Here is a 21,800-nt window from a genome sequence, read left to right as displayed (position 1 = left end):
GGGGCAGTGTGCGGCTCTGCGACGTACGATGAAAAGGGCTGTGATTCGAAGCCCGATACCGAAACGAACCTTACGGAAGTCGAAGCGGACTTCGTGTCCGGGGGCTCTCCAATTGAGGGAGTCGTTGCAGCAAGCCGTTCTGCTGGAACTCGCCACGCTCCCACCCTACTTGTGCGGACTGTGGTCGATCGAGGACCCGAGCCAGGACGAGGGCGTCTTCCACGCCATTCGAGAGATCGCCTTCGACGAGATGTCGCACCTGGGCCTCGCTGACAATCTGCTCACCACCACTGGCGGCGTCCCCCGCCTCGCCGACCTGGACATGTACGCGCGCATCGAGGAACCCGATCACCCGATCACGGCCGCCAGGGCGACCACGCGATCGGCGTGATCAAGGAACAGGGCGAGGCACCTCGGCGTCGCCGGAGAATCCCCATCCCGGGGAGGCCCACGAGTTGGCCCACTTCTATGTCTTCCGGGAGATTTACCACGGCCACAAGCTCGTCAAGACCGCCGAGAACCCGGACCGGTGGGAGTTCGTCGGCGACGAGATCCCCATGCCTCGCTGCCGGCCCATGGCCACCGTGCCGTCCGGTGGCTGGGGAACAACGGGCCCATCGGCGCCCGACATTGTCACGAGGAGACTCCTGGACGACTTCAACCGCTCCTACAGCGACATGCTGCGGTTCCTGGAAGCGGCTTGGCAGACCGATCTGCCGGCGAAGGCCAAGGAGTTGTTGAACAGTGCCGTGGGCCAGATATTAGACCTTCACCAGCCGGCTTCCACGCTGATGGAGCGTCCGCTGCCCGGCGGCAGCGGCGAAACCTAGGGGCCGGAGTTTCGGTACGTCCCTGTTCAGCTTCCTGGCTAAAGCGTAGCCGGGGTCACCGATGGCGATCTGACTGCACGTCGAGCTCGGGCAGCGGGTCGCAGCCAGGTGTGAGGGTGCTGACGTGGTGGATGTGGTGGACGCGGTGGGCTGCGACGCGACGATGGGTCGGTTGGGGTGAGGATGGGGGCAGTCGAGGTGACGGCGAGGTCGTGGCGCTCCCCGTTGTTCGCATCGGGGCAGTCAACGCCGAGGACGGGGCGGGGCGGGGCTGGGGAGAGCGGTTTGTGGTGTCGCGGTGGACCGTCGGAGCGGTCCGGACGGAGATGTCACCTCGTTGCGCGTACTTGCGCACGGCACGCTCCACATAGCGGTCGTAGTGCGACTTCGCCGATCTCGACGATGTGCGGTAGTCCGGGCCGAGCACGGCGGTGCACAGGGAGCGCACCCAGGGTGGTCGACGAGGGCTACGAAGCCCCTCATCTGTGGCAGAGAGATCGCCGCACCGGGCGGCTCGGCCCCCCGGGCCACCGTCGCACCGGAGCTTGGTCGCGGATCTTGCCGGCGCCCATGCGGCCGATGAAGGTCAGCCGGCCCGCCACACCCACCCCCTCCCGGAGGATGTCCCCGCGTCGGCGCCGCAGCACACCCAGCTCACCGTGCTCGACGGACCGACGCGCTCGTGGCTCAGGGCCGTCACCGTGCTGCCTGCGCACCCCGAGCCCCGGGCCCCGCAGGAGGTGCTCGCCGGAGGGCTGATGAGGCTGAGCGACCGAACCCGACGGACCGAACGACCCGCGCCGCCTGTGGGTGCATGCCCGGACGGCATTACGCCGGGGGTGACGGGTTCATCGACGCTCGGGTGACGGGCATCGCCGTCCCCGTACGGGGGAGGAACGCCCGGCCGGTCGCGGCGATCGGTGTCGTCGTCCCGGTCGGCGAGGCTCGGCGGCCCATGCAGCCGTGCCGGCCGGGCCGCGGCATCAGGCGGGTGCCGAGCCCCGCGCCCACGGGCGCCTCGCTTGCCCGGACACCGCGCCACCTCCACGCCCGAGCTGGACATCGCACCGACCGCGGGCTCCCGGGATGCCTCCGCCGGATCGCGGAGATGCGGGCGGCGGCTCACCCGCCACCCGTAGGCCGAGCCGGGCAGACCGTCGCCCGCACGGCCACGCCTCCCCGTGCCCGCACAGCCCGCCGCCACGAAGCCCGCCCCGACCACCAAGGAGTCGCGGTGACGGACCCGGCCACGCCCGCCGTTCAGCACGTGCCGGACCGGCAGCGTCACGAGGTCGAGGCCGACGGCAGGACCGGCGTCACGACCACCACGATCATGGCGACCAGCCGATCTTCGATCCCCCCACCGGGGTCGCCGGGAAACTCACCGGACGGGCCAGCGCGCCCCGGCTGGTGCACGACGCCCCGACCGACGCACGGGCGGCGGGCAAGCGCGTCGTCGCCGAGCGCCCGTGCGCACGTACGTCGAGAAGTACATGTCCCGGCACGCCGAGCCCGCCGACCTGGCCGAACGGGTGACGCCGGAGATTCCGCGATGGCACGGTACGGAACAGAACGCCCGCGGAATGCCATGCCGACTGCGTTGGTTGTTCTCAGCCACAGCGGTGGACGGTACCCCGGGGCTGGTAAGGAGAGCAGCGGCCATGATCCTTTCCGTCGTTCTCGCCGTTCTCGCGGCCTGCAGCAATGCGCTGGGAACGGTGCTGCAGCGGCGTGCGGCGCTGACCGTGCCCGCGTCGACGTCATTGCGTATCGGGCTGCTGGCCGACCTGTTGCGGACGCCGGTCTGGCTCGCGGGCATAGCCGGTGTGACGCTGTCGGCGATCCTCCAGGCACTGGCGCTGGCCTCCGGTTCGCTGGCCGTCGTGCAGCCGGTCTTCATCCTGGAACTGCCACTGGCGCTCGTGATCGGCGGGATGGTCTTCCACGTGCGTCGATCACGCAGGTCCTGGGCCTCGGTGGCGTACATCGCCGTCGGGCTCGCCGTCTTCCTGCTCTCGCTCGCGCCTTCCGGGGGACGTGAGCGGGTACCGGTGGTCTGGTGGCTGCCGACCCTCGTCGTCATCGGCGCCATCGGAACGGCACTCGTGCTCTCCGCCCTGCGTCGGCCCTTCGGCCTGACGCGGGCGGCCGCCCTGGCCGCCGGCGCTGCTCTCGGCAACGCGCTCGCCGCGGCACTGATGAAGACGGCCATGGACGTCCTGGGCGATCAGGGACTCGTGGCGTTCCTCCTGTCCTGGCAGACGTACGGCTTCGCGGTGATCGGCGGTACCTCCCTTTTCCTGCTGGGCGCCGCGATGCAGGCCGGACCGCTCATCGGCTCACAGCCCGCTCTGACCCTCACCGACGCCGTGACCGGTGTCGTGCTGGGAGTGACGCTCTACGCCGAGCAGCCCCGCACGGGGCCGTGGATCCCGTCGGCCCTGCTCGGCTTCGGCCTGCTCACCTACGGTGTCCTCCGGCTCTCCCGGACGCGTTGCCTGGCTGAGTGCCTGAACGCCGACGAGGAGGCACCGGGCCAGGCGGAGAAGGCCGCGGTGTAGCGCCGTTCGGTGCGGGTCAGCCGGTGCGGAGGTCGGCGATCAGGCTCTCGCGCAGGCGGAATGTCATCGGTCCGGTGCCGTTGCACCGGGCGCCGGTGACCTCAGCGTGACGCCCGTAAGCGTCCCGATCGGGGCCGCGACAATGCGTGGTCTTCACCACAATTTGCCTGTTTTTGGGTATCGGTATGCCTATAAGTGATGGCATGGCTGGTTGCACCCCCTCGGCGATCAGCGCAGGAATGCACAGACCAGTGACATGGAGAAGCGCTTGATCACGCTGTTCACAAGTCGCACCGGCCTGGTGGCTACGACCGGCGTACTCGGCGGCGTACTCGCAGTCACGGCCCTCGCGGGTACAAGCAACGCCGCCGCCAGCGGCAACGACGCCGGGAACCAGCCGAAACCGCAGGCGTCGGCCAGTCAGGCAGGCACCCAGGAAGCTTCAGACGCGCGAATAGACATCACGCCGGGGCAAGGCGCCTACGGTGTCGCGATCAACGGTCCGGTCAGTGTGACCGTCAGCAAGGGCAAGCTCACCAAGGTGACCATGACCGCCATCGCGACCGGTGCCGAGACCCCGGGCGCTCTGTCCGCGGACGGTACTTCCTGGAAGCCGAACGGCCGGCTGGAGCGTGCCACCCGGTATCAGATCACCGCAGAGGCCGAGGACGCCAAGGGTCGCTCCGTCACCGGTAACGCCACGATCACCACGGTCTCCCCGAACGACTTCATCGGGCACCTCTCTCCTCAAGACGGCTCGACCGTCGGCGTGGGCATGCCAGTGACGGTCAACTTCGACAAGGCGATCGGGGACAGCGACAAGGCCGCCGTGGAGTCGGAGATCCACGTCAGCTCCAGCAGCGGCCAGCAGGTCGTCGGGCACTGGCTCAACGCCCACCGCCTGGACTTCCGCCCCGAGAAGTACTGGAAGCCCCGCTCCACCGTCACCGTCACGCTCAACCGCCACGGCATCCAGAAGACGGTCACGTTCAAGATCGGCCGGAGCCAGATCAGCACGGTCGACGCCAAGACCAAGCAGATGACCGTCGTACGGGACGGCAAGACGATCAAGACCATCCCGATCTCGTCCGGCAGCACCGAGCACCCGACGTACAACGGTCAGATGGTGATCTCCGAGAAGTTCGAGCATGTCCATATGAACGGTGCGAGCGTCGGCCTCACGGAGAAGGACGGCAAGCCCTCGTACGACATCAAGGCCGTACCGCACGCCATGCGCCTGACCGACTCGGGCACGTTCATCCACGGCAACTACTGGGCTGCCGACTCGGTCTTCGGCAAGGTGAACACCAGCCACGGTTGCGTGGGCCTGAAGGACGACAGGGACGGCGGCGACGGCAAACAGCCCGCCGCGTGGTTCTTCGACCAGTCGATGATCGGCGACGTCGTGATCGTCAAGAACTCCGACGACAAGACCAGGCTGGCCCCGGACAACGGCCTCAGCGACTGGAACATGCCGTGGGAGCAGTGGGTCGCGGGCAGCCCGACCGCCTGACGCCACGCCAATCTCCAGTCAGCCGAACCGCAGCCCTTGCGCCAGACGGTGGCCGGCACCATGTCGGCCACCGGCCAGGGGACCCGCACCTGGTATGCGGCGACGGGTACGCCGGGTTCCACCCTGGTGCGTAGGCGGACCGGGGGTGACGAGCAGGGGGTCGGTGAAGACCAGGTCGTGCTTCGGGTCGGCACCGGCCTCCCGCGGCTGCCCCGCCCCACGCCGCTCACTAGGCTCCGACCCGCGCCGGGCGAGCCGCAGCTGGACCAACTCTTCGGCCAGACAGCTGAGTTGTGCATGTGATGCGCTGCAGAAGGCAGGATGGGTCAAGGCAGCACGGGGCGACTTCGTCTTGGTCACATGCGAAGAACCTGTGCGGCCAGTGCCAGATCAGGATTGCCCGCCGGTGATCAATAGGTGTGGCCCTTCTGTGGGGGCTGTCCGAGCTGGGAACTTGCCCGCGCAGGAGCGAACGTGGCCGGCCGAGCACAGGCCCGAGCGTCAGGGCCTCAGCAGTCCGCCCACCCACCAGTCGTGCGGCTTGCCATCGTTGGCGATGCCGCGATGGCGCAGTGTCCCTTCGACGGTGAAGCCGAGTTTCTCGGCGACGGCACGAGATCCGGTGTTCCCGGCCATGGCCCACCACTCGATGCGGTGGACATCGAGGGTGGCCCAGCCCCAGTCGCACAGGGTCCGAGCGGCTTCCACCGAGTACCCGCGTCCGCGCTGTTCCTTGACCGCCCAGTAACCGAGCTCCCAGACGCCGCGGCTGACGAGGGTCAGGCAGTACGAGCCGACCAGGGCGCCGGTGTCCTTGCGGAACGCGCCGAGGGTGTAGTCCTTGTCCTCGGCCCACTGAGCGGGCAGCTTCTCGCCGACGAGCTTCTCCGCGTCCGCACGCCGGTACGGCACCGGCACCGGGGTGTAGAACTGGATGTCCTCGTCCTGGCAGGCTTCGTACACCGCATCCACGTCGGCAGGTGTGAAGGCCCGCAGCACCAGACGGTCGGTCTCGAGAGTCACTGGATCCATCGCGGCAGTATGACCACCATCAACAAGCGGCGACCAGCAAATATCCCGACAGAGCGCCGCCCATAACAACGCCCCGAGGTGGTCACAGTCATCGCAACACCCCAGATCGGCTGACCCGAGACGCAGCTACACCCACAGGTTTCCTCTTCGCGAGCGATGACCTCAGACCAGTCTGTGCTCGCACGTCCCTTGGCTCATCAGTCCGCGTCATCTCACCGAGCAGGTGTTGAGCTCCTGGGGTCAGCTGAAGTGCAGATCGTCGAGGTCGATCGAGACCATGACCTGATCGAGGACGGGACGGCCATCAGCATCGCGGCGGTAGGCCCGGCGCTTGGTGGGCAGCACGATGCCGTCCGCTTCCACGCAGTCGTAGACGTACTGTGCGGCGGCGAATCCGCCTGCGACGTCGACGTGATAGTCGTGTCGGCGCAGCAACCGGTCGTGGCCGAAGTAGAAGTCCTGGTGAGTGCTGTGGCTGGCGATCTCGGGTGGAAACGTGGCTCGCAGTCCTCGCCAGAGTTCGTCTCCTTCCCGCCACGGCTCGATCTCGGTAACTGTGAAACCGGGCATGGCCAGCAGGAACGGGGTTGTGAGGTAGGTCCACAGGGCGTAGCCGTTGAAGTACGCGCGATCCAGCGGGTCCCAGGGGGTCTGCAGAGTATGGCCGCTGAAGGATGATCGTGGGTCCTGGCGTTCGGCCACCACGCGCCCGTCGAGCTTGTCGATGCTCACGCGTCCGGGCGTGAAGTCGGTCTTCTGGTCGGGGGCCCCGAAGGGCCTGACCGAGGCGTGCTCCTCGTGGAGAAGAATGGTCATCTCGCGCGGCGCGGGATCCTGTGGCAAGCCCTTTACGGCGAACAGATGACCGCCGCTGACCAGGGTGGCACGCGCTTGGGTCAACTCACGCCAACGTGTGATCCCGCCGTGGGCTTCGACTGCCTCGGCTAGTAGTTCGTGCATCTGTGTCTCCAGAGGTGCGGCGACCGCGGACAGCCGCGGGCTCAAGGCTGATGGATGAGGCGGTCGACAGGCAGTTCGTCGACGGGTGCGGAGGGGAAAGCGCCTTACCCACCGAAATCTACGGGCAGGGGCGGCGGCGTCAGTGCAATGCGGCCTCGCCCGTGTGGATGGCGCGCAGAGCGCGTTCGGGGGTCTGGTCTCCTGGTTTTCGCCGACCGGAGCCACGTAGTCAGGGCGTCGCGTGCGGCCGTTTCCCCGAGCGCCCGGGCGATCATCCAGGTGGCGAGGTACCGGGACGCCAGTCAACCACCCGCCGTGGCGATGTTCGCCTCGGCGTGGTTCGATCTGCACCCTTCCCCGGCGCCGTTCCGGGGGAGAGAGTCGGTCATCGGCCGTCGACGTGCCGCCACCCTGCGTCTCCCATGCCACCACCCGCCCGGCTCCTGGGAAGCCACCGGGAGATCCGCGAGACTTCCGGCCGACGACCGACCGCACCGAGGTCACGCGCCCCGTTCCGGGGCGGGACCGACGACCGCCGCACGGTCTACGGGGCTTGCACCGGGCCGGACTGGTCCCAGCCGGGGGTGAGCTCCTCCCGGTGGATGTCCTCGCCATGGACCTGCTCACCACAGGTCTCGCAGACCGTGTGCGTGACGAGTTCGTGGTCTCGGTGACGGATCCGGCTGGGCGGAGTGGTGACGGCCCAGCGGTCACCCCAGCCGATGAGCTCGCGGGTGATGTTTCCCAGATCGCGCCCGGCCTCTGTCAGGTAGTAGCCGTTGTGGTGTGTGCCGTCCGGAAGCGGGCGCCGTTCGAGGATGCCGCTTTCCACCAGCGCCTTCAGGCGCGCCGCCAGCCGGTCCGTGGGGGCCCCGGTGTTCCTGGCGATCTGTCGGAACCGGTGGTTGCCGAGCATGACCTCGCGGATCGCCGGCAAGGCCCATCGGTCGCCGATGACCTGCAAAGCGGCAGCGAGCGAGCAGGGCCGGCCGGGCATGTCCTGGGGGTCGATGCGCGTGGTCATGACCCCATTGTCCCCCCAAGTGGTTTGATTTCCAAACCGGCCTGTGCTTGGCTTGCGCCATGGCTGCAATGCTTGGATTTTCAAAGCACTCTCGAACGGCCGTCATCGTTGTCCTGGTGGCCGTTTTCATGACCAACCTTGATCTGCTGATCGTCAACGTCGCACTTCCGGCGATGGGAGAGACCTTCTCCGGTGGGGGCGGCGGGGGCGCGAGCCTCGGTTCGCTGTCCTGGGTCCTGAATGCCTACGCGATCACCTTCGCCGCGTTGCTGGTGGTGGCCGGGCGCGTCGGTGACCGCATAGGCCAGCGGCCGGTCTTCCTCACCGGAATCGGCGTCTTCACCCTCGCGTCGCTGGGCTGCGCCCTCGCCCCGAACCTGGAGACCCTCGTCGTGGCCCGGATCGTGCAAGCCGTCGGGGCGGCCGCCCAGATTCCCACGTCCCTGGCCCTGCTGCTGGCGACCGTGCCGGCCGAGCGTCGTACCCATGCCACCCGGAGCTGGGCTGCGGTCGGCGGACTCGCCGCGGCCGCGGGACCCGTCGCCGGCGGTCTCCTGACCGAGGTGGACTGGAGGTGGGTGTTCGCCGTCAATCTGCCCATCGGGATCGCGGCGCTCGTCGCCGGCCGATCGGTCCTGCCGAAGCCGGCCGCACGGGAGGCCGGCCCGCTGCCCGACCTCCTCGGCGCCCTGTTGGTCGTCACCTCGGTCACTGCGTTGTCCGGGGCACTGGTCCAGGCGTCGGACTGGGGTTGGACGAGCGGCAGGACCGTACTGCTCCTGGCCGTTGCCGTGATCAGCGGCGCCGCGTTCGTCCTCAGGTCCCTGCGACACCCCCGGCCGCTGTTCGAGCTGGACCTGCTACGGCTGCCGCGCTTCGGAGCGGCGAACGCGGGCAGCTTCGTGTTCGGCGTCGCCTTCGCGATCATGCTGCTGTCGAATGTGCTGTGGTGCCAGGAACTCTGGCACTGGAGTGCACTGCGCACCGGTCTCGCCCTGGTCCCCGGTCCCGCCCTCGTACCGATCGTCACCCTTCTGACCGCCCGCGCCGCGCAGCGCTTCGGACACGGTCCGCTGGTCGCCACGGGCGGCTTGCTGTTCGCCGGCGGCATGGTGTGGTTCGCGTACTTCGCATCCGTCACCCCGGACTACTGGCGTGGCATGCTGCCCAGCCAGTTGTTGACGGGTGCGGGTGTCGGTCTGGCCCTGGGCACTCTGGTGGCCGCCGGTGTGCACGCCGTTCCAGGGCACCGTGCGGCGACCGGGTCGGCGCTGGTCAACTCCGTCCGTCAGATCTCCACCTCGGTCGGCGTCGCGGTCCTGGTCGCTGTGGTCGGCTCCCACGTCGGTGCCGCGTCCCTCCACGACTTCCGGGTCGTCTGGTGCGTCGCCGCCGTACTGGGCCTGGTGACATCCGCGTTCGGTGTGCACCTCAGCCGTGGCGGCGGCTCGGCACAGATGGCTTCCGCCGCGTCGAAGCAGACCGAGGTGGACGCGCAGCCCCTGACGGATGCATCAAGACCGTAAGACCAACCGCTGTGCACGAGCTTCACATGAACGAGCTGCTCACCACGGCGATCGAAGCCGCCCGGGGAGAAGCTGTTCGAGGAGGTGTACCACTGGTCGCGGCCGATGCCGGACGCCGAGTGCACCTATGGCGGGACGGCCCACCGGCCGCGGACCGGGGGAGCGTGGAGCGGTGGCAGCGGCTGGGCGTGGAGGACAGGATCAGTGTGAGAACGGGCATGGAAGGAGTGATCCCCGTGTCGGGCCCACCGCGCGAGCCCTCCGCTCACGACCCCGCCGTCGAGGAGAGCCGGCTCGAACAGCTGATCACCGAGGCGCAAACGGCCCTGCCGGTCGAACTGCCCGTCCTGGCCGATCGATGCGCCTCGGCCCTCGGCCTGGACACCGCACTGATCTACCTCGCCGACCTGCAACAACGGCTGCTCGTCCCACTCGACGAAGCCTTGGAGCCGCTTTCGGTGGACCACTCGTCGGCCGGATGGGCGTACCGTACGGTCTCCTCGCGGGTGGACGATGCAGGGGACGGCTTGATCGTCTGGATGCCTCTTGTGGACGGTGCGGAGCGGCTGGGCGTGCTCGCGGTGCGTGCCGCCTCGCTCGACGGGCCGCTGATGCGTCGCAGTCGGATGCTGGCCCATCTGTTCGCCATGCTGATCACTTCCAAGCGTACTTACAGCGACTGGCTCGCAGCCCGCACCCGCACCGCTCCCATGCGGTTGCCCGCCGAGATGCTGCGGGCCTTCCTGCCGCCGCGCACCATCGGCAGCAGCAGGTGCGTCTCGACCGCGGTCCTGGAACCGGCGTACGACATCGCCGGCGACGCCTTCGACCACTCGGTGGTCAAGAACGTGCTGCACACCATGATCCTCGACGGCATGGGCCACGATCTGACCGCCGGCCTGACCACGTCGGTCGCCATGGCGGCGGCCCGCAACACCCGCCGCGGCGGTGGTGAGCTGGCCGACATCGTCGGCTCCGTCGACCAGGCGCTCGCCCAGTGGCTGCCCGACCACTTCTGCACCGGTGTGCTGTGTCGGCTCGATGCTGAGACCGGGGTGCTGCACTGGGTCAACTGCGGTCATCCCCCACCGCTGCTGATCCGTGACGAGCGGGTGCTCTGCGGGGCGCTCGACAGTGCCCCGCAGCCGCCGCTCGGCCTTGTCGGCCCACTCGCCCCGGCGGCCCGGCAGATCCACGAGACGAAACTGGAACCGGGCGACTGCGTTCTTCTCTACACCGACGGTGTGGTGGAGGCCAGGGACGCGCATGGTGCGGAGTTCGGGCTCGACCGGTTCACCGAATTCATCATCCACTCCAACGCCGCAGGTCAGCGCCCGGCCGAGGTACTGCGACTGCTCATCCACGCCATCCTCGACTACCAGCGCAACCAACTGCGGGACGACGCGACCATCCTGCTCTTCGAATGGCGGCCGCGGTCGCAGTAACGCGGTACGCCGCGAGCCCCACCGTGTCCAGCACCACGGCGACTCGCCCCGCGGCGCCGCTCTGGCCGGACGGGCGCCCGCGACTACGCCGAGGCCATCGGCGGCGCGCTCGACGCCGAGAACACCCCGTGGCGGCCTGACCTTGGCGCCCGCTGTATGGACGGCACCGCAGCGGTGTCCACAGCAGCCGGACGGCCGTACCTGAAGAGCTCAGGCTTCGAACGGCCTGCCCAAACGTCGATCGTGATCGCCGCGGCCGGAGTGCGGCGCGCGGCGAGTTCCCCGCCGGGCGGCTCCCAGGCCGGCACCGGCCAGAGCTCGGCCCCGCGCCGCCGGGCCCCTCCCCGGCGGTCCGGGGCAAGGCGGTGAGGCTGCCCGGAGAGCCGCTCACCGTCACCACGGCGCGAGCGGCTGAAGGGTGCGTCGGGCTGGGACGCACCTCCCGCTGCGCCGGCAACTCCAGCGCTGCCTGCCTCCCCGCCGACGTTCCTCCTACGACCATCCACCACGTCCGCACACCTGCCCCGGCAACCTGCACGACCTCCCCTCTCCGACGGCACGACCTGAAACCCGGTCTCACCGGTTTCGCCGAACCCGCTCCGCCCGGAGAACGTGATGCCGTTCCTGCCGGCCGGCCCGGGCGCGCGTCAGCTGATCGACGCCCAGCCGGCCGACTGAGGAGAGGGCTGCACGGTGCCGCGACGATCAGCCCCGTGACTTCAGCGGTGTCGTCGGGTAGGGCGGGTCTGTTCGGGGGCGGTAGCCGGTTCGATGACGCGTGACTGGACGTGTTCGTACGCCATGGTCGTCTGGACGTCGGCCACCTCCCGCCGTTCGGTGAGCCGGTCGATGACGAAGGCGTAGACCCCGTTCACGTCCGGCACCGCGATGTGCAGAAGGAAGTCGTAGGCGCCGGAGGTGACGAACATGGCGATGACTTCCGGCAGTCGCTGCGCCCACTCCCGGAACCCCTCGATGACCGGCCGGGCCGGAGGACGGATCCGTACCGAGATCAGCGCCTGTACGGGCCGTCCGGCCGCCTCCAGGTCCAGGGCGGCGTGATAGCCGGTGATCAGACCGCGCTCCCGCAGCAGCCGCACCCGCTCCAGTGACGTCGACGGCGAGACACCTGTCTTCGCGGCGAGGTCCCGGTTGGTCTGCCGTGCATCGTTCTGCAGTTCCCGCAGAAGAGCCCTGTCCACCGCATCAAGTTCCACACTTCTTCCCCTCTGCCTTATGGTGTGCGCTATTCGATCCTTCAAAGCGAATCTTTGTCTAGCGTGTGCCGACATGAGGCAACAAAAGCGAGGTTTCTCCAACGGTGCCGGGCTGATCCTCGGGGCCGCGCTGTTGTGGGGCACCGTCGGACCCGCGCAGGCCCTGGTCGGCACCTCCATGGGCCCGGTCGCCCTCGGCGGCTGGCGGCTGGTCGTCGGCGGCACGGTTCTGGCCGCCTGCGCCCGTCGCCACCTGCCCGCCCTGCTCCCCGCGCTGCGACACGGTCTGGCCCGGCCGGTGCTGGTCTGCGCCATCGCCACGGGCGTCTACCAGGCGGCGTTCCTCTACTCGACCGCCCGCACCGGCGCCGCGCTGGCCACCGTCGTCGCCCTGGGCACCGCCCCCGTCGCCACCGGCCTGATCGCCTGGGCCGTATGCGGTGAACACCTCACCCGGACATGGATGGTCTCCACCGCCGCCGCCGTGACCGGCTGCGCCCTGCTGATGGCCCCCACTGGAACCGGTGTCGACGCCTCCGGACTACTGGCCGCCACCGTCTCGGGTGTCTGCTACGGGGTCTACACCGTGTACGCCAAGCAACTGGCTACCGACCACCCGGACGTCCACCTGCCGACGGTGTCCGCCCTCTCTCTGCTGCTCGGCGCCGTTCCGCTAGTGCCATGGATGGCCGCGGGCAGCGCCGCGCTCGGGCAACCCGCCACCCTCGGCCTCATCTCCTGGCTCGGGTTGGCCACCACCGCCCTGCCGTACGGCCTGTTCTCCATCGGCATCACCTCCACCAGCGCGGTGGCCGTGGGCACCCTCAGCCTCGCCGAACCCCTCGCGGCGTCCTTCCTCGGCGTCTTCGTCCTGCACGAACACCTCACCGCGACCGCCGCGCTCGGCAGCCTGCTGATGCTCGGTGGACTGGCCGCGGCCTGCCTGCCCTCGGCCCGTACCCGGCCCACCACGCGACCGGGCGGGCAGTCCTCCGCTCCACCCGGTCATCCCGGGCCGTCGGCAGGACACGCCGCTGCCACGCCCCCTTCCGCAAGTAGCAGCCGCGTCCCCGCACGAACCGACCACCGGTGACGTCTCTACCGGCCTGGCCACCACATGTCTCCGCGAAAGTGCGTGTCGATGCCTGGACGGGTGATCACCGCTGCCGTGTCCGTCCGGTCCGCGGCGCCGGCGCGAGCAGTAGGTACGCAGCTCTCCCGAGCCCGCGGTCGGGGCGCGTCGCCTGCTGTCTGTGTCAGGTCCGTGGTGAAGCCGCAGAGCGGTTGTGAATATCACGGTCCCTTTCCGTTACTTCACCACAGCATTGCTGCAAAGCATCGCTGTCGAGGTGTGGCGATATGGCCGGTCGATGTCCTGATATGTGATCCGACGTCCACCGGCAGGGGAGGCGGGCAGCATTGAGGTCGCGGTGAGTCGCCTGCGCCTGAGGGGCTTTATGATCTTCTACGGAAACTACTGGCCCCGCGTCCGTCTTCCCGTCGCCGACGATTCTTGGCGACCGCGAACGTAATCGTCTGAGCGGATCGCGTGACGGTGACGCAGGTGAAGAAGGGTGAATCCATGGCTCTCGGGCTGCTCCGACGTCGGCGTTCCCACGGTGCCGGGCCGAGCATCTCGGTCCCCCTGCCGCCCGGTGCCGGTGCGTTCGGCTTCGAGGTCGTCGATCCGATCGAGCAGCCCATGGGCGGAGCCGAGATCACTGTGACCGCGCTGGACAGCCACAGGGTCGTGACGCGCGGCACCACGGACCCCCACGGCTACTTCATAGCGACGCTGCCGCCGGGCTCCTACAGCGTGATGATCGCGGCCGAGGGCCTGTCACCTGCCCGCGAGACCCTCGACATCGCCGCCGGGGTGGCTCTGCCCCCGGTGCGCGTCGCGCTCCAGCCGGCCCGCCAGATGGAACTTCCGACAGCCGGAACCTGGCTGTTCGACCCCCCGCACACCGCTATCCGGTTCATCGCCAAGCACGTGGGCATGGCCCATGTCCACGGGCGGTTCACCCGCTTCCAGGGCGGCATCCGCATCGCACCGAACATGGCCGACTCAAGTGTCTCGGTGCGCATCGACGCCTCCAGCGTCACCACGGGCAACAACACCCGCGACAACCACCTGCGTTCCGCCGACTTCCTGGACGTCGAACGCTACCCGTACATCGACTTCACCAGCACCCGTTTCGCCCACCGCGGCGGCTCCAAGTGGACCCTGCACGGCACACTCACCATGCACGGCACCAGCCGCTCCGTCGGCCTCGACACGACCTACCTCGGGATGGTCAACGGAGGCTACGAACAGGAGCTGCGCTGCGCGGCTCTCGCGAAGGCGGAACTCCATCGGGAGGACTTCACCCTCAACTGGCGCTCCATGCTGGCCCGCGGCATCGCCGTCGTCGGTCCGACCGTCCAACTGGAGCTGGACGTACAGGCGATGTACCGCACCCACGACACGCCCACGCCGCCGCAGTAGGTCTTCTCCCGGAGGCCGCGCCCCGGGGGGTTGCGCTCGGCCCGGCCTTCGGGTCGCGGGTCGACCTCGTCATCCGTGTCACCGACGCCGACACGGGGCGTGCTGTCCTCTGGTCCACGGGAACCGCGCCACCCGGGCAGAAACGGGCAGGCGTGTCCGCAACGGGTTGCAGATCCTCTTCGCTCCGTCGTCGCCGTTTCCCGTCCGGGCAAGGACCGTAAGCGCATCTCCACCGGCCCACTTGGCGCTCCCCGGAAGCGCCGTGCAAGTCGACGGCGCCACCGAAGAGCGTCGGCGCGTACGGACGCGGAACTGACAGCGCACGCGTCCCGCAGTTCCCGCAGGACTCCGTGTGCACCCCCCACCACGCGCGGCTTCCATTGCGGCGCTGCCCTGAATCGGCGCTCGGGCGGTCGCCGAGGGAGTGCCCTCGTCGAGCCGCTGGCGCCTGCCCCGAGTTGGGCCGCGCCCGTACCCTCCGGTGGTCGGCAGCCCCACTGATATCGGAGATCGTGGTGGGTACACCTGTACGGCCCGCCGGTGCAGCGGGCCGCACATATGGGGGCACCTCGGGCCGGTCAGCCGCCCACGTGCCAACTGAAGCCGCCGGTGTTGGCGGCGACGGCGAGCAGCACGAGCCACAGGACGACGTCGACTATGCCCAGAACGATGCCGGCCTTCGCCATGCCCGCCCCGCCCTTGGCAGCCGACTGCCGCAGTCCGACGGCGCCGAACACGACGGCCAGCGGGCCCAGAATGATGTTCAGCAGGAAAAGTCCGACGATGCCGCAGCACAGACCGGCGATCGCCAGGCCGTTGGTGCGAGAACGAGTGGGTGCGGTGGAAGACCCGCCGTAACTTGTCATAGTTGCTCCCGCGCTGATGACGATCGGGCTCAACACTCTTTAGCCCTCTTTGGTTGTCTCTTGGTCAGCCGTGTGCCCGGCGCGAACCGTTCTATGTCATGCCCAGGAAAAGCAGCCGGGAGTGATGGGATTCGGCGGGGCCGTCCCGTCGGGCTGCGGCCAGAGTCTGATCGAGGCGAGGATGACGGCGTCGTGGAAGACATCGCGGCAGCGGCAGCGGTCAGGGTCGAAGCCGGTGGGTCTTCCACCAGCACTTCCTATGCGTCGACGCTTGGCATGTTGGTCCAATCTATGGCGCATCGGGTGCCGCCGCCGGTGACCCACATGCCCCGGCCCCCGGTCGGTCCGCCGCCCCGCCAAGGCGGCCGTTGGCAGCGTCGGCGGGCGTCGTGCCGGCCGGCGCGACGAGTCGATCGACCGAGAGAGACCTGATGTCCCCGGACATCACCATCGTCGTCAGCGGCGGGAAGAGCCACATCCAAGACCACTTCGGGATACCTCCCGGTGCCCCGATGATCAGTCAGTTCCCAACGAGGTCTCTGTGACGAGGGCCAGTCAGTTTCGTTCACCCTGACGGCACGGCCTGTCCCGGTGGGCGTCACCGCTAGCCTCGCCGTCGACGGCGGCGCACTCGGCGCGGTACCCCAGGTCAGCACCAGACTGGGTCATGAGGCCTCGGTCGCCATGTTGAGGTCCGCTGACGTCACGGACGAGTCCGGACTGATCACTGTGCGCGACGCGTGGGGCGTCCGGCCTGGTCTCTTCGTCCACCCCTGGGAGAGCGAGGATCCCAAGTAATACGAGGGTGAACCAGTCAGCTCGTGCAGACGATCAGCGGGCGTTTCGCAGCCAAGTGCAGATGCATGTGCTCAGCTCTGGTCTGGGATCTGACCACTGCATGGAGGTCCATAAAGCTTTGCTGGAACGATCCGACCTCGCCTACGGTGCGACGACGTCGAGTCGGCGCCCAGCGAGCGGCGCCTGGAGTACGGGGGCGGTCGTCGTGGGCGTGTTTGTCCGGATCAGGGGCTGGCTGGAGTGCGATGACCGGCAGCTCGTTCAAGTCAAGGAGATAGTCGGAGCGGACGATCCCGATCGGACGTATGGCGGGGGCTGGGCCTTTCCCGCGAGGCAGTACAACTTCACCAATTGGGTCTTCTTCGGGGCCGAGATGCACGCGCAGTCCGCCGACTGGTTCCTGGATCAACTGCACCGCGTGGCGCGGGTCCCAGCTTCCGACGACGACAATGACCTGATCACCGGCCTGTTCCTCGTCAGCCTCGAGTCCGATGGCATGAGTGAGTGGCGGGTCCGCGACGGCATCGTGCTGATCGGAGCCCCGAGCGGGGAGTATCGGTTCCTGGACGAGTAGGGCCTGTGAGAAGCCCTCGGCTCAGGCCGCGTCGGTGTCATCGCGTTCGATGGCGGTGAAGCGTTCCCTCAGACGGTAGCTGGGGCCCTGGGGCCGTTGATGATTGGTGATGACGCTCTGAACGGTGTTCGGTGGTGTGGCAGTCGGAGTCGGCGGCCAAGATCGACCGGAGCGGGGCGCTGCTGTCCCACACAGTGGCCTCCACAACACCCTCGCGGATCTCCAAGCTCAGCAGGCACGGGCCGGGGGCGTACTCGCGGGCGCTGGTGACCGTCTCGCTGACGACCAGCCGCACCATGCCCATCGTCCGTGCGGACACCGGGAAGCCGTGCAAAGCCTACGCACCGGACAGGAAGACTGACCGTCCCCCTCCCAGCTCATCCACCCCGGCCTCGCCCAGATACGACGCCTGATCACGCCCCTCACCGACCGCCGACCCACACCCGTCGAGCACATCCTGCGCTGGTCGACCTGGCGCCGACCGCGACAACACCAGGCCTGCACCAGCCACTGCAAGCGGCGCGGCACAGCTCCTGAACTGCTAGGGCACGTCTACATCGTCGAAGAGCGCGAGCATCCGGGTCAGGACGTGTACGCACGCATCCACGTCCGCGCCCGTGAGGTTGCCGCTCACCTTCCGCAAGGCCGCGTGTTCGCGGGCGTGTACCGCGGTGATGGCCGCCGTGCCGTCGGCGGTCAGCCGGATCAGCGAGGACCGCTTGTGGCTGGGGTTGGGGATGGCCTCGACCAGATGCTGCGCGGCGGCATCGTTGACCGTGCGCTGCACGAACTGCCGGCTGAGTGTCTGGGCGCGGCCCATCTGAGGGACGGTCATGGGCCCGTGCCGGCGCAGCATGTCCAGCACCGCGCGTACGCCGACGGACAGCCCCTCGATCGGCTCGGCCTGCTCCACCTTGCGGTGCACCCGCCGGTACAGCGGCCCCACCAGGGCGAATACCTCCGTCAGTCGGTCGGCGAGTTCGTCGGGCGGCAGTGGGGTGTCGGTGCCTGTCATGCCACAAGAATGACACCTCGGTTGCCAACTTTCGACGATGATGACACCTTGGTTGTCATGTCTGCTTTCGCGGAGAACTCCGAGACGCGTTCGTTCACGACCTGCGACGGCTCCCTCGCCTATCGCGACGCCGGCGAGGGGCGGCCGCTGGTGTTGCTTCATGCCGGTTCTTCGATCACAGCATGTGGGACGAACAGATGCGGGCGTTCGCCCCGCACTACCGGGTCATCGCACCGGACGCCCGCGGACACGGAGCCTCCTCGAACGCGACCCGTCCGTTCCGCCCGGCCGACGATCTGGCAGCGCTGCTGCGTCATCTCGATGTCGGGCCGGCGGTGCTCGTCGGGGTCTCGATGGGTGGGGGCACCGCGGTCGACACTGCGCTCGAGCATCCGGAACTGGTTCGTGCCGTGGTCGTCAGCGGTGTGGGGACCAGCGAGCCGTACTTCGAAAATCCCTGGAGCCTGGAGGTTCTCCGGGAGGCAGAACGGTGCGCTGGCAGCCGGCGACATCGAGGGCTGGCTGAACGGGCACGTGCGTTTCGCGGCAGGCCCGCACCGCTCGCTCGGTGATGTCGATGCGGACATTGCGAACCGTCTGCGCGCGATGGCGTTCCGGACGATCTCCAAGCACACGGCCGGGGAACCGGACCATCGTGTACCGGTTCCGCAGACCTGGCGGCGCGCGGCGTCCATCGACGTTCCTGTCCTGGCAATAAACGGTGCTCTCGACGTGAGCGATCACATCGCGATGGCCGAGCGTCTGGTCCGCGCGGTACCCGACGGGCGCGCGGTGTCCGTGGAGAACACCGCGCACTTCCCCAATATGGAGGCGCCGACCGAGTTCGACGCCCTCCTGGTCAGGTTCCTCGAAACCCTTCCGAATTAGCGCCTGTACAAGCGATGCCCCGGCCGCTCATGCGCAAGCGTGGATGCCCTCGAACGAGGAACGCCGCATCGCTTCTGTTCCCTGAGCAGACCTCACTGACTGGCCCGCTCTTGCCAGGGCTCGGCAGGCGAGCAGGTCAACGCGCCACGCTGTAGCGGACGTAGACGACTCTTGAGCTGAAGGTGCGGGTTTCGACGAGTTCCAGAGCCACCCGGCGCTCGTGTCGGGGAAAGAACGGAATGCCACCGCCGACCAGCACCGGGTGGACCACGGCCCGGTACTCGTCGATCAGGCCCAACGCGGCCGCCTCGGCGGCGAGAGTCGCGCCGCCGATCGCGATGTCGCCTTCCCCCGGCTCGGCTCGCAGCCGCTCGATCTCCTCCGCCAGGCCGCCGGAGGCGAGGCGGGCGGTGCCTTGCACCGCTGACAGCGTGGTCGAGAACACGATCTTGGGGAGCGGCTTCCAAAGCGCGGCCCACTCGAGTTCTGCCTCGTCAAGTGATGGATTCTGGTCGGCGGTCTCCCAGTACAGCATCGTCTCGTACAGCCGTCGTCCCAAGAGGTGGACATCGACCCCTCGAATCTCGTCGATCCAGAAGCGAAAGACCTCTCCGTCGGGCTCCGTCCAGTTGAAGTCGCCGTCCGGCCCGACGATGTAGCCGTCGAGTGAGACGTTCATCGAATAGGTCACGCTGCGCATCAGAAGTCCTCCTCGGTAACCGGTTCGACGGTACGACTTCCGGACGCCGCAAGACTCATCGCGGCTCGCGGGATCCATTGTTCCGAGTGACCTCACGAGAGCATTCGTTCGAGAAAGCTTCGGTGGGGCTGTCGTGACGGTTGTGGAGAAGCGGCGGGCCCGTTCGACCAGGGCTTCGGCTTCTGGGGCCGAGCTACTGACGTTGAACTCCTGTTTTTGCCAACCGCGAAGTGACGGTCGCCACGAAGTGCTGCAAGACGGCGAACGGCAGAGTCTGTGTGTCGTCGAAGAAGACCTCTGCCGGCTTTTCCTCCTCGGGGGCGTAGACAACCACCGTCACGGCGGCCGGCCCGGCAGCGGGTGACACAGGAGTGGAAGGGGCTCCGCCCGGAACCATGCGGGCCTCGCTGAGCTCGAAATGAATGGTCCGGCCCTCGCCCGCACCAGTCTCGGTGGTCAGAGCGCAGTACAGATCACCGTCGTAGTCCCAGGTCAGCAAAGACATGACGGTGATGCTGCCATACCTGCCGCAGCCAGCGTCGGGCACAAGGGCCACCGCATCCGTCAACAGGCCGGATCGAGGATCAGGCCGGCGCCGGCGAGGCAGCCGTCGACCAGCTGCGGGCGGTACTGGGTCTGGTTGAGCCGGCGTTTCACCGCCAGGGTGATCTGGTCGAGGCCGGGCTGAACCCGCTACCGGGCCGCCGCGCCGTACGAGCGGGCCGCCTCGCCTCCGGCGCGTTGACCGCCCGGGTTCACGCGGTGTGCCGTTCGGACCGTCTGGGCTCTCGCAACCGGGGCACACCGCCGCCGTGCCCGCCGCCCCGAGGCCCCGCCCGCGGCCATCCCGCACGGACCGGAAGGCCGGCCGCGGCCAGGAGCGGACGACTGACGTCGCGACGCTGGAGCTGAACCGCCGGGCGTTCGAGGCCGCCGCCGAGCTGGCCGTCAAGCTCCAGGACGGTGTCCGGGAGGGCGCCGTCGCCCACGGCCCCCGACCAGAGCACGCCCCGGCGCCGACCACGCCGCACGCTCAGCACCCCGGCGGGGTGGTGGTGGGCAAGGGGGCGTTTTCGTCGGCGTGGTGCCGGTGGTGGTGTGACAGCAAACCTTGAGTACGTGCCGTCGAAGGTCCTACCGGGCGGCCGGTGGCATCCGGACCACCGCGGTCCCTCCGTCCAGATCCACCGTTGTCCGGTTCGGTGGCGCCCCGTCGTCCTCGTCGTCGCGCATCAGGAGTGCCGACTGGCGCTCCTTGAGCTCGTTCTGCTTGCCAGGCGAGAGGCTCGCGTGCAGTTGCTCGAACCCGGTCGCCGATATCTGGCCCTGACGTGCTCCGTTGCGCCACGGAAGGACGCCGGCCCTGCCCGCACGCAACAAAACCTGATCGACGAAGGCCAGGGCGGTCAGCAGGATGACCAGTCCGGGCAAGGTCATGAAGACGAGAAACGTCATGCCCTCAGTATCCAGACGAGGCTGACTCGGGCGCCCGGTGGTTCAGTGAGCCTCCGCCGACTCGAAGTCGCAGACCGAGGGGCTGGTGCGCCCGTCTGCCGGGGTGCTCGCGCTGGTCGTGGACGGCTGTGATCAATAACTTGTCCCGACGCTTGATCAGCCCCCAGGCAACTCCGCCAAATGATCTACTCCGCAGCAGAGGTAGCGATCAGGCAGGGTGGGAGGATGCACGAGTCGTCCTTGCCCGGGGGTTCCGTCAATGCGGTCGTTCGTGTCGGGGACACGGTGTGCCGTCCAGCCTCGACGCGCACGAAGCCCGGCCCCAAGTCCTCGCCGCTCGCCGGCCGTGAGCAGGCCGGCAGGACGCCGCTGGCCCAGCTCACGACTCCAGGTAGAAACCCTCGTCCTCCTCGTTCGGCTGCAGCGGTGCAAACTGCCTGAGTTCGTTGCCTCGGATCATCCACATGCGGAAGAACGCCTCTTCCTGATCCATCACCAAGAGCTGGACCCGGTTCGGCTCGCGCCATGGCGTCTCGAACACTCGCCGCTTGAGGGCGTTGAGGTCGGCATGATTCAAGGCACCCGCCCATACCTCGCACTCGGGCTGCTTCCAGCCGCCCCACTGGTTGGTCTCCGTGCTGGTGATCAGCTTCAGGAAACCCACCCCACGGACCTCCGGTTGAGCACGCCGAGGCGCTTCAGTCCGCAACCACTCGCTCAGCGCCTCAACACTCGCGCTGTCGGCCATGTCAACCGAGATCATCACGTTCGCCACCCAACTCATAGCGATCGTTGTACCGGAACGGCCAGCGGTGCTGCTGACACTTTCCGCGCAGGAGGATTCGCGGACACTGGAGATGTCTCGCCAGCTCCTTCGCCGCCCGCGAACCTCATTCTGAAACGATCAG

The 21,800-nt window shown here is 68.4% G+C and carries 22 protein-coding genes; 12 read left to right on the top strand and 10 right to left on the bottom strand.

Annotated features, from left to right (window positions below):
• Nucleotides 1-124: 124 nt before the first annotated feature.
• From OO52_RS53030 to OO52_RS26020, 4 genes are all read left to right on the top strand, one after another.
• On the top strand, nucleotides 125-391 hold the full coding sequence (locus tag OO52_RS53030) for a ferritin-like protein (protein ID WP_234339760.1): 267 nt from the start codon (nucleotides 125-127) through the stop codon (nucleotides 389-391).
• A gap of 64 nt (nucleotides 392-455) precedes the next feature.
• Complete coding sequence (locus OO52_RS53025; protein ID WP_051818609.1) at nucleotides 456-830, top strand: hypothetical protein; 375 nt, start codon at nucleotides 456-458, stop codon at nucleotides 828-830.
• A gap of 1,661 nt (nucleotides 831-2,491) precedes the next feature.
• Nucleotides 2,492-3,391, top strand: a complete 900-nt coding sequence (locus tag OO52_RS26025) for a DMT family transporter (RefSeq protein ID WP_030647148.1) — start codon at nucleotides 2,492-2,494, stop codon at nucleotides 3,389-3,391.
• A gap of 256 nt (nucleotides 3,392-3,647) precedes the next feature.
• Entirely contained in the window at nucleotides 3,648-4,904 is a 1,257-nt protein-coding gene (locus OO52_RS26020; protein ID WP_030647152.1) for a L,D-transpeptidase, read from the top strand.
• Between the two features lie 501 nt (nucleotides 4,905-5,405).
• Here OO52_RS26020 and OO52_RS26010 read toward each other — a convergent pair.
• From OO52_RS26010 to OO52_RS26000, 3 genes are all read right to left on the bottom strand, one after another.
• Entirely contained in the window at nucleotides 5,406-5,936 is a 531-nt protein-coding gene (locus OO52_RS26010) for a GNAT family N-acetyltransferase (protein WP_030647159.1), read from the bottom strand.
• 240 nt (nucleotides 5,937-6,176) lie between these two features.
• Entirely contained in the window at nucleotides 6,177-6,896 is a 720-nt protein-coding gene (locus OO52_RS26005) for a hypothetical protein (protein WP_030647164.1), read from the bottom strand.
• A gap of 544 nt (nucleotides 6,897-7,440) precedes the next feature.
• Nucleotides 7,441-7,920: a winged helix-turn-helix transcriptional regulator gene (locus OO52_RS26000; RefSeq protein WP_051818611.1), complete on the bottom strand. Its 480-nt coding sequence runs from the start codon at nucleotides 7,918-7,920 to the stop codon at nucleotides 7,441-7,443.
• Nucleotides 7,921-7,979: 59 nt separating this feature from the next.
• On the opposite strand from OO52_RS26000, the gene OO52_RS25995 reads away from it, so the two are divergent.
• Together OO52_RS25995 and OO52_RS25990 are read left to right on the top strand one after the other, a co-directional pair.
• Nucleotides 7,980-9,446 carry an MFS transporter gene (locus tag OO52_RS25995; protein ID WP_078876986.1) on the top strand — a complete coding sequence of 489 codons (1,467 nt, stop codon included), beginning with the start codon at nucleotides 7,980-7,982 and terminating at the stop codon, nucleotides 9,444-9,446.
• 218 nt (nucleotides 9,447-9,664) lie between these two features.
• Entirely contained in the window at nucleotides 9,665-10,891 is a 1,227-nt protein-coding gene (locus OO52_RS25990; protein ID WP_030647173.1) for a PP2C family protein-serine/threonine phosphatase, read from the top strand.
• 719 nt (nucleotides 10,892-11,610) lie between these two features.
• Here OO52_RS25990 and OO52_RS25985 read toward each other — a convergent pair.
• The gene (locus OO52_RS25985; RefSeq protein ID WP_234329018.1) at nucleotides 11,611-12,093 is read right to left on the bottom strand and encodes an Lrp/AsnC family transcriptional regulator; all 483 of its coding nucleotides are present in this window, start codon (nucleotides 12,091-12,093) and stop codon (nucleotides 11,611-11,613) included.
• Between the two features lie 88 nt (nucleotides 12,094-12,181).
• On the opposite strand from OO52_RS25985, the gene OO52_RS25980 reads away from it, so the two are divergent.
• A complete protein-coding gene (locus tag OO52_RS25980; protein WP_051818613.1) occupies nucleotides 12,182-13,201 on the top strand; it encodes a DMT family transporter in 1,020 nt (339 codons plus the stop codon).
• A 489-nt stretch (nucleotides 13,202-13,690) separates the two neighbouring features.
• A complete protein-coding gene (locus tag OO52_RS25975) occupies nucleotides 13,691-14,596 on the top strand; it encodes a YceI family protein (protein ID WP_030647182.1) in 906 nt (301 codons plus the stop codon).
• A 578-nt stretch (nucleotides 14,597-15,174) separates the two neighbouring features.
• Here OO52_RS25975 and OO52_RS25970 read toward each other — a convergent pair.
• Nucleotides 15,175-15,462 carry a DUF4190 domain-containing protein gene (locus OO52_RS25970; RefSeq protein ID WP_030647184.1) on the bottom strand — a complete coding sequence of 96 codons (288 nt, stop codon included), beginning with the start codon at nucleotides 15,460-15,462 and terminating at the stop codon, nucleotides 15,175-15,177.
• A 591-nt stretch (nucleotides 15,463-16,053) separates the two neighbouring features.
• On the opposite strand from OO52_RS25970, the gene OO52_RS25965 reads away from it, so the two are divergent.
• Together OO52_RS25965 and OO52_RS25960 are read left to right on the top strand one after the other, a co-directional pair.
• Entirely contained in the window at nucleotides 16,054-16,260 is a 207-nt protein-coding gene (locus tag OO52_RS25965) for a hypothetical protein (protein WP_037629511.1), read from the top strand.
• A gap of 7 nt (nucleotides 16,261-16,267) precedes the next feature.
• Nucleotides 16,268-16,834, top strand: coding sequence for a hypothetical protein (locus OO52_RS25960; protein ID WP_234339762.1), 567 nt, complete (start codon nucleotides 16,268-16,270; stop codon nucleotides 16,832-16,834).
• A gap of 541 nt (nucleotides 16,835-17,375) precedes the next feature.
• Here the strand turns inward: OO52_RS25960 and OO52_RS25955 are convergent.
• Nucleotides 17,376-17,849: a MarR family winged helix-turn-helix transcriptional regulator gene (locus OO52_RS25955; RefSeq protein WP_030647193.1), complete on the bottom strand. Its 474-nt coding sequence runs from the start codon at nucleotides 17,847-17,849 to the stop codon at nucleotides 17,376-17,378.
• Nucleotides 17,850-18,031: 182 nt separating this feature from the next.
• Here OO52_RS25955 and OO52_RS54275 point away from each other — a divergent pair, with 182 nt between their 5' ends.
• Together OO52_RS54275 and OO52_RS54270 are read left to right on the top strand one after the other, a co-directional pair.
• Nucleotides 18,032-18,421 (top strand): alpha/beta fold hydrolase, encoded by a 390-nt coding sequence (locus OO52_RS54275; RefSeq protein ID WP_324608294.1) that lies wholly within the window; start codon nucleotides 18,032-18,034, stop codon nucleotides 18,419-18,421.
• Nucleotides 18,384-18,737 (top strand): alpha/beta fold hydrolase, encoded by a 354-nt coding sequence (locus OO52_RS54270; protein WP_324608295.1) that lies wholly within the window; start codon nucleotides 18,384-18,386, stop codon nucleotides 18,735-18,737. Before OO52_RS54275 ends, OO52_RS54270 begins: the two co-directional genes overlap by 38 nt.
• Before the next feature lie 136 nt (nucleotides 18,738-18,873).
• Here the strand turns inward: OO52_RS54270 and OO52_RS25945 are convergent, their stop codons facing one another.
• The 4 genes from OO52_RS25945 to OO52_RS25930 form a co-directional block, all read right to left on the bottom strand.
• Entirely contained in the window at nucleotides 18,874-19,437 is a 564-nt protein-coding gene (locus tag OO52_RS25945; protein WP_030647196.1) for a dihydrofolate reductase family protein, read from the bottom strand.
• A gap of 193 nt (nucleotides 19,438-19,630) precedes the next feature.
• Entirely contained in the window at nucleotides 19,631-19,942 is a 312-nt protein-coding gene (locus tag OO52_RS25940) for a hypothetical protein (protein WP_158712564.1), read from the bottom strand.
• 629 nt (nucleotides 19,943-20,571) lie between these two features.
• Entirely contained in the window at nucleotides 20,572-20,892 is a 321-nt protein-coding gene (locus tag OO52_RS25935) for a DUF6191 domain-containing protein (protein ID WP_030647205.1), read from the bottom strand.
• A gap of 379 nt (nucleotides 20,893-21,271) precedes the next feature.
• Entirely contained in the window at nucleotides 21,272-21,676 is a 405-nt protein-coding gene (locus OO52_RS25930) for a hypothetical protein (protein WP_030647208.1), read from the bottom strand.
• Between the last annotated feature and the right edge of the window lie 124 nt (nucleotides 21,677-21,800).

The sequence above is a fragment of the Streptomyces flaveolus genome, from assembly GCF_000716535.1.
In the GTDB taxonomy this organism is placed as follows: domain Bacteria; phylum Actinomycetota; class Actinomycetes; order Streptomycetales; family Streptomycetaceae; genus Streptomyces; species Streptomyces flaveolus_A.
This window is presented reverse-complemented; position numbering and strand designations above follow the sequence as displayed.

What these genes read in the sequence shown, in the direction of transcription:
- OO52_RS25995 (WP_078876986.1), top strand. Translation starts at nt 7,980, where the DNA reads ATGGCTGCAATGCTTGGATTTTCAAAGCACTCTCGAACGGCCGTCATC.
- OO52_RS26020 (WP_030647152.1), top strand. Translation starts at nt 3,648, where the DNA reads ATGGAGAAGCGCTTGATCACGCTGTTCACAAGTCGCACCGGCCTGGTG.
- OO52_RS26010 (WP_030647159.1), bottom strand. Translation starts at nt 5,936, where the DNA reads ATGGATCCAGTGACTCTCGAGACCGACCGTCTGGTGCTGCGGGCCTTC.
- OO52_RS25930 (WP_030647208.1), bottom strand. Translation starts at nt 21,676, where the DNA reads ATGAGTTGGGTGGCGAACGTGATGATCTCGGTTGACATGGCCGACAGC.
- OO52_RS25935 (WP_030647205.1), bottom strand. Translation starts at nt 20,892, where the DNA reads ATGACGTTTCTCGTCTTCATGACCTTGCCCGGACTGGTCATCCTGCTG.
- OO52_RS25945 (WP_030647196.1), bottom strand. Translation starts at nt 19,437, where the DNA reads ATGCGCAGCGTGACCTATTCGATGAACGTCTCACTCGACGGCTACATC.
- OO52_RS26000 (WP_051818611.1), bottom strand. Translation starts at nt 7,920, where the DNA reads ATGACCACGCGCATCGACCCCCAGGACATGCCCGGCCGGCCCTGCTCG.
- OO52_RS25980 (WP_051818613.1), top strand. Translation starts at nt 12,182, where the DNA reads ATGAGGCAACAAAAGCGAGGTTTCTCCAACGGTGCCGGGCTGATCCTC.
- OO52_RS25990 (WP_030647173.1), top strand. Translation starts at nt 9,665, where the DNA reads ATGGAAGGAGTGATCCCCGTGTCGGGCCCACCGCGCGAGCCCTCCGCT.
- OO52_RS25970 (WP_030647184.1), bottom strand. Translation starts at nt 15,462, where the DNA reads ATGACAAGTTACGGCGGGTCTTCCACCGCACCCACTCGTTCTCGCACC.
- OO52_RS25975 (WP_030647182.1), top strand. Translation starts at nt 13,691, where the DNA reads ATGGCTCTCGGGCTGCTCCGACGTCGGCGTTCCCACGGTGCCGGGCCG.
- OO52_RS26025 (WP_030647148.1), top strand. Translation starts at nt 2,492, where the DNA reads ATGATCCTTTCCGTCGTTCTCGCCGTTCTCGCGGCCTGCAGCAATGCG.
- OO52_RS54275 (WP_324608294.1), top strand. Translation starts at nt 18,032, where the DNA reads ATGTGGGACGAACAGATGCGGGCGTTCGCCCCGCACTACCGGGTCATC.
- OO52_RS25955 (WP_030647193.1), bottom strand. Translation starts at nt 17,849, where the DNA reads ATGACAGGCACCGACACCCCACTGCCGCCCGACGAACTCGCCGACCGA.
- OO52_RS25940 (WP_158712564.1), bottom strand. Translation starts at nt 19,942, where the DNA reads ATGTCTTTGCTGACCTGGGACTACGACGGTGATCTGTACTGCGCTCTG.
- OO52_RS26005 (WP_030647164.1), bottom strand. Translation starts at nt 6,896, where the DNA reads ATGCACGAACTACTAGCCGAGGCAGTCGAAGCCCACGGCGGGATCACA.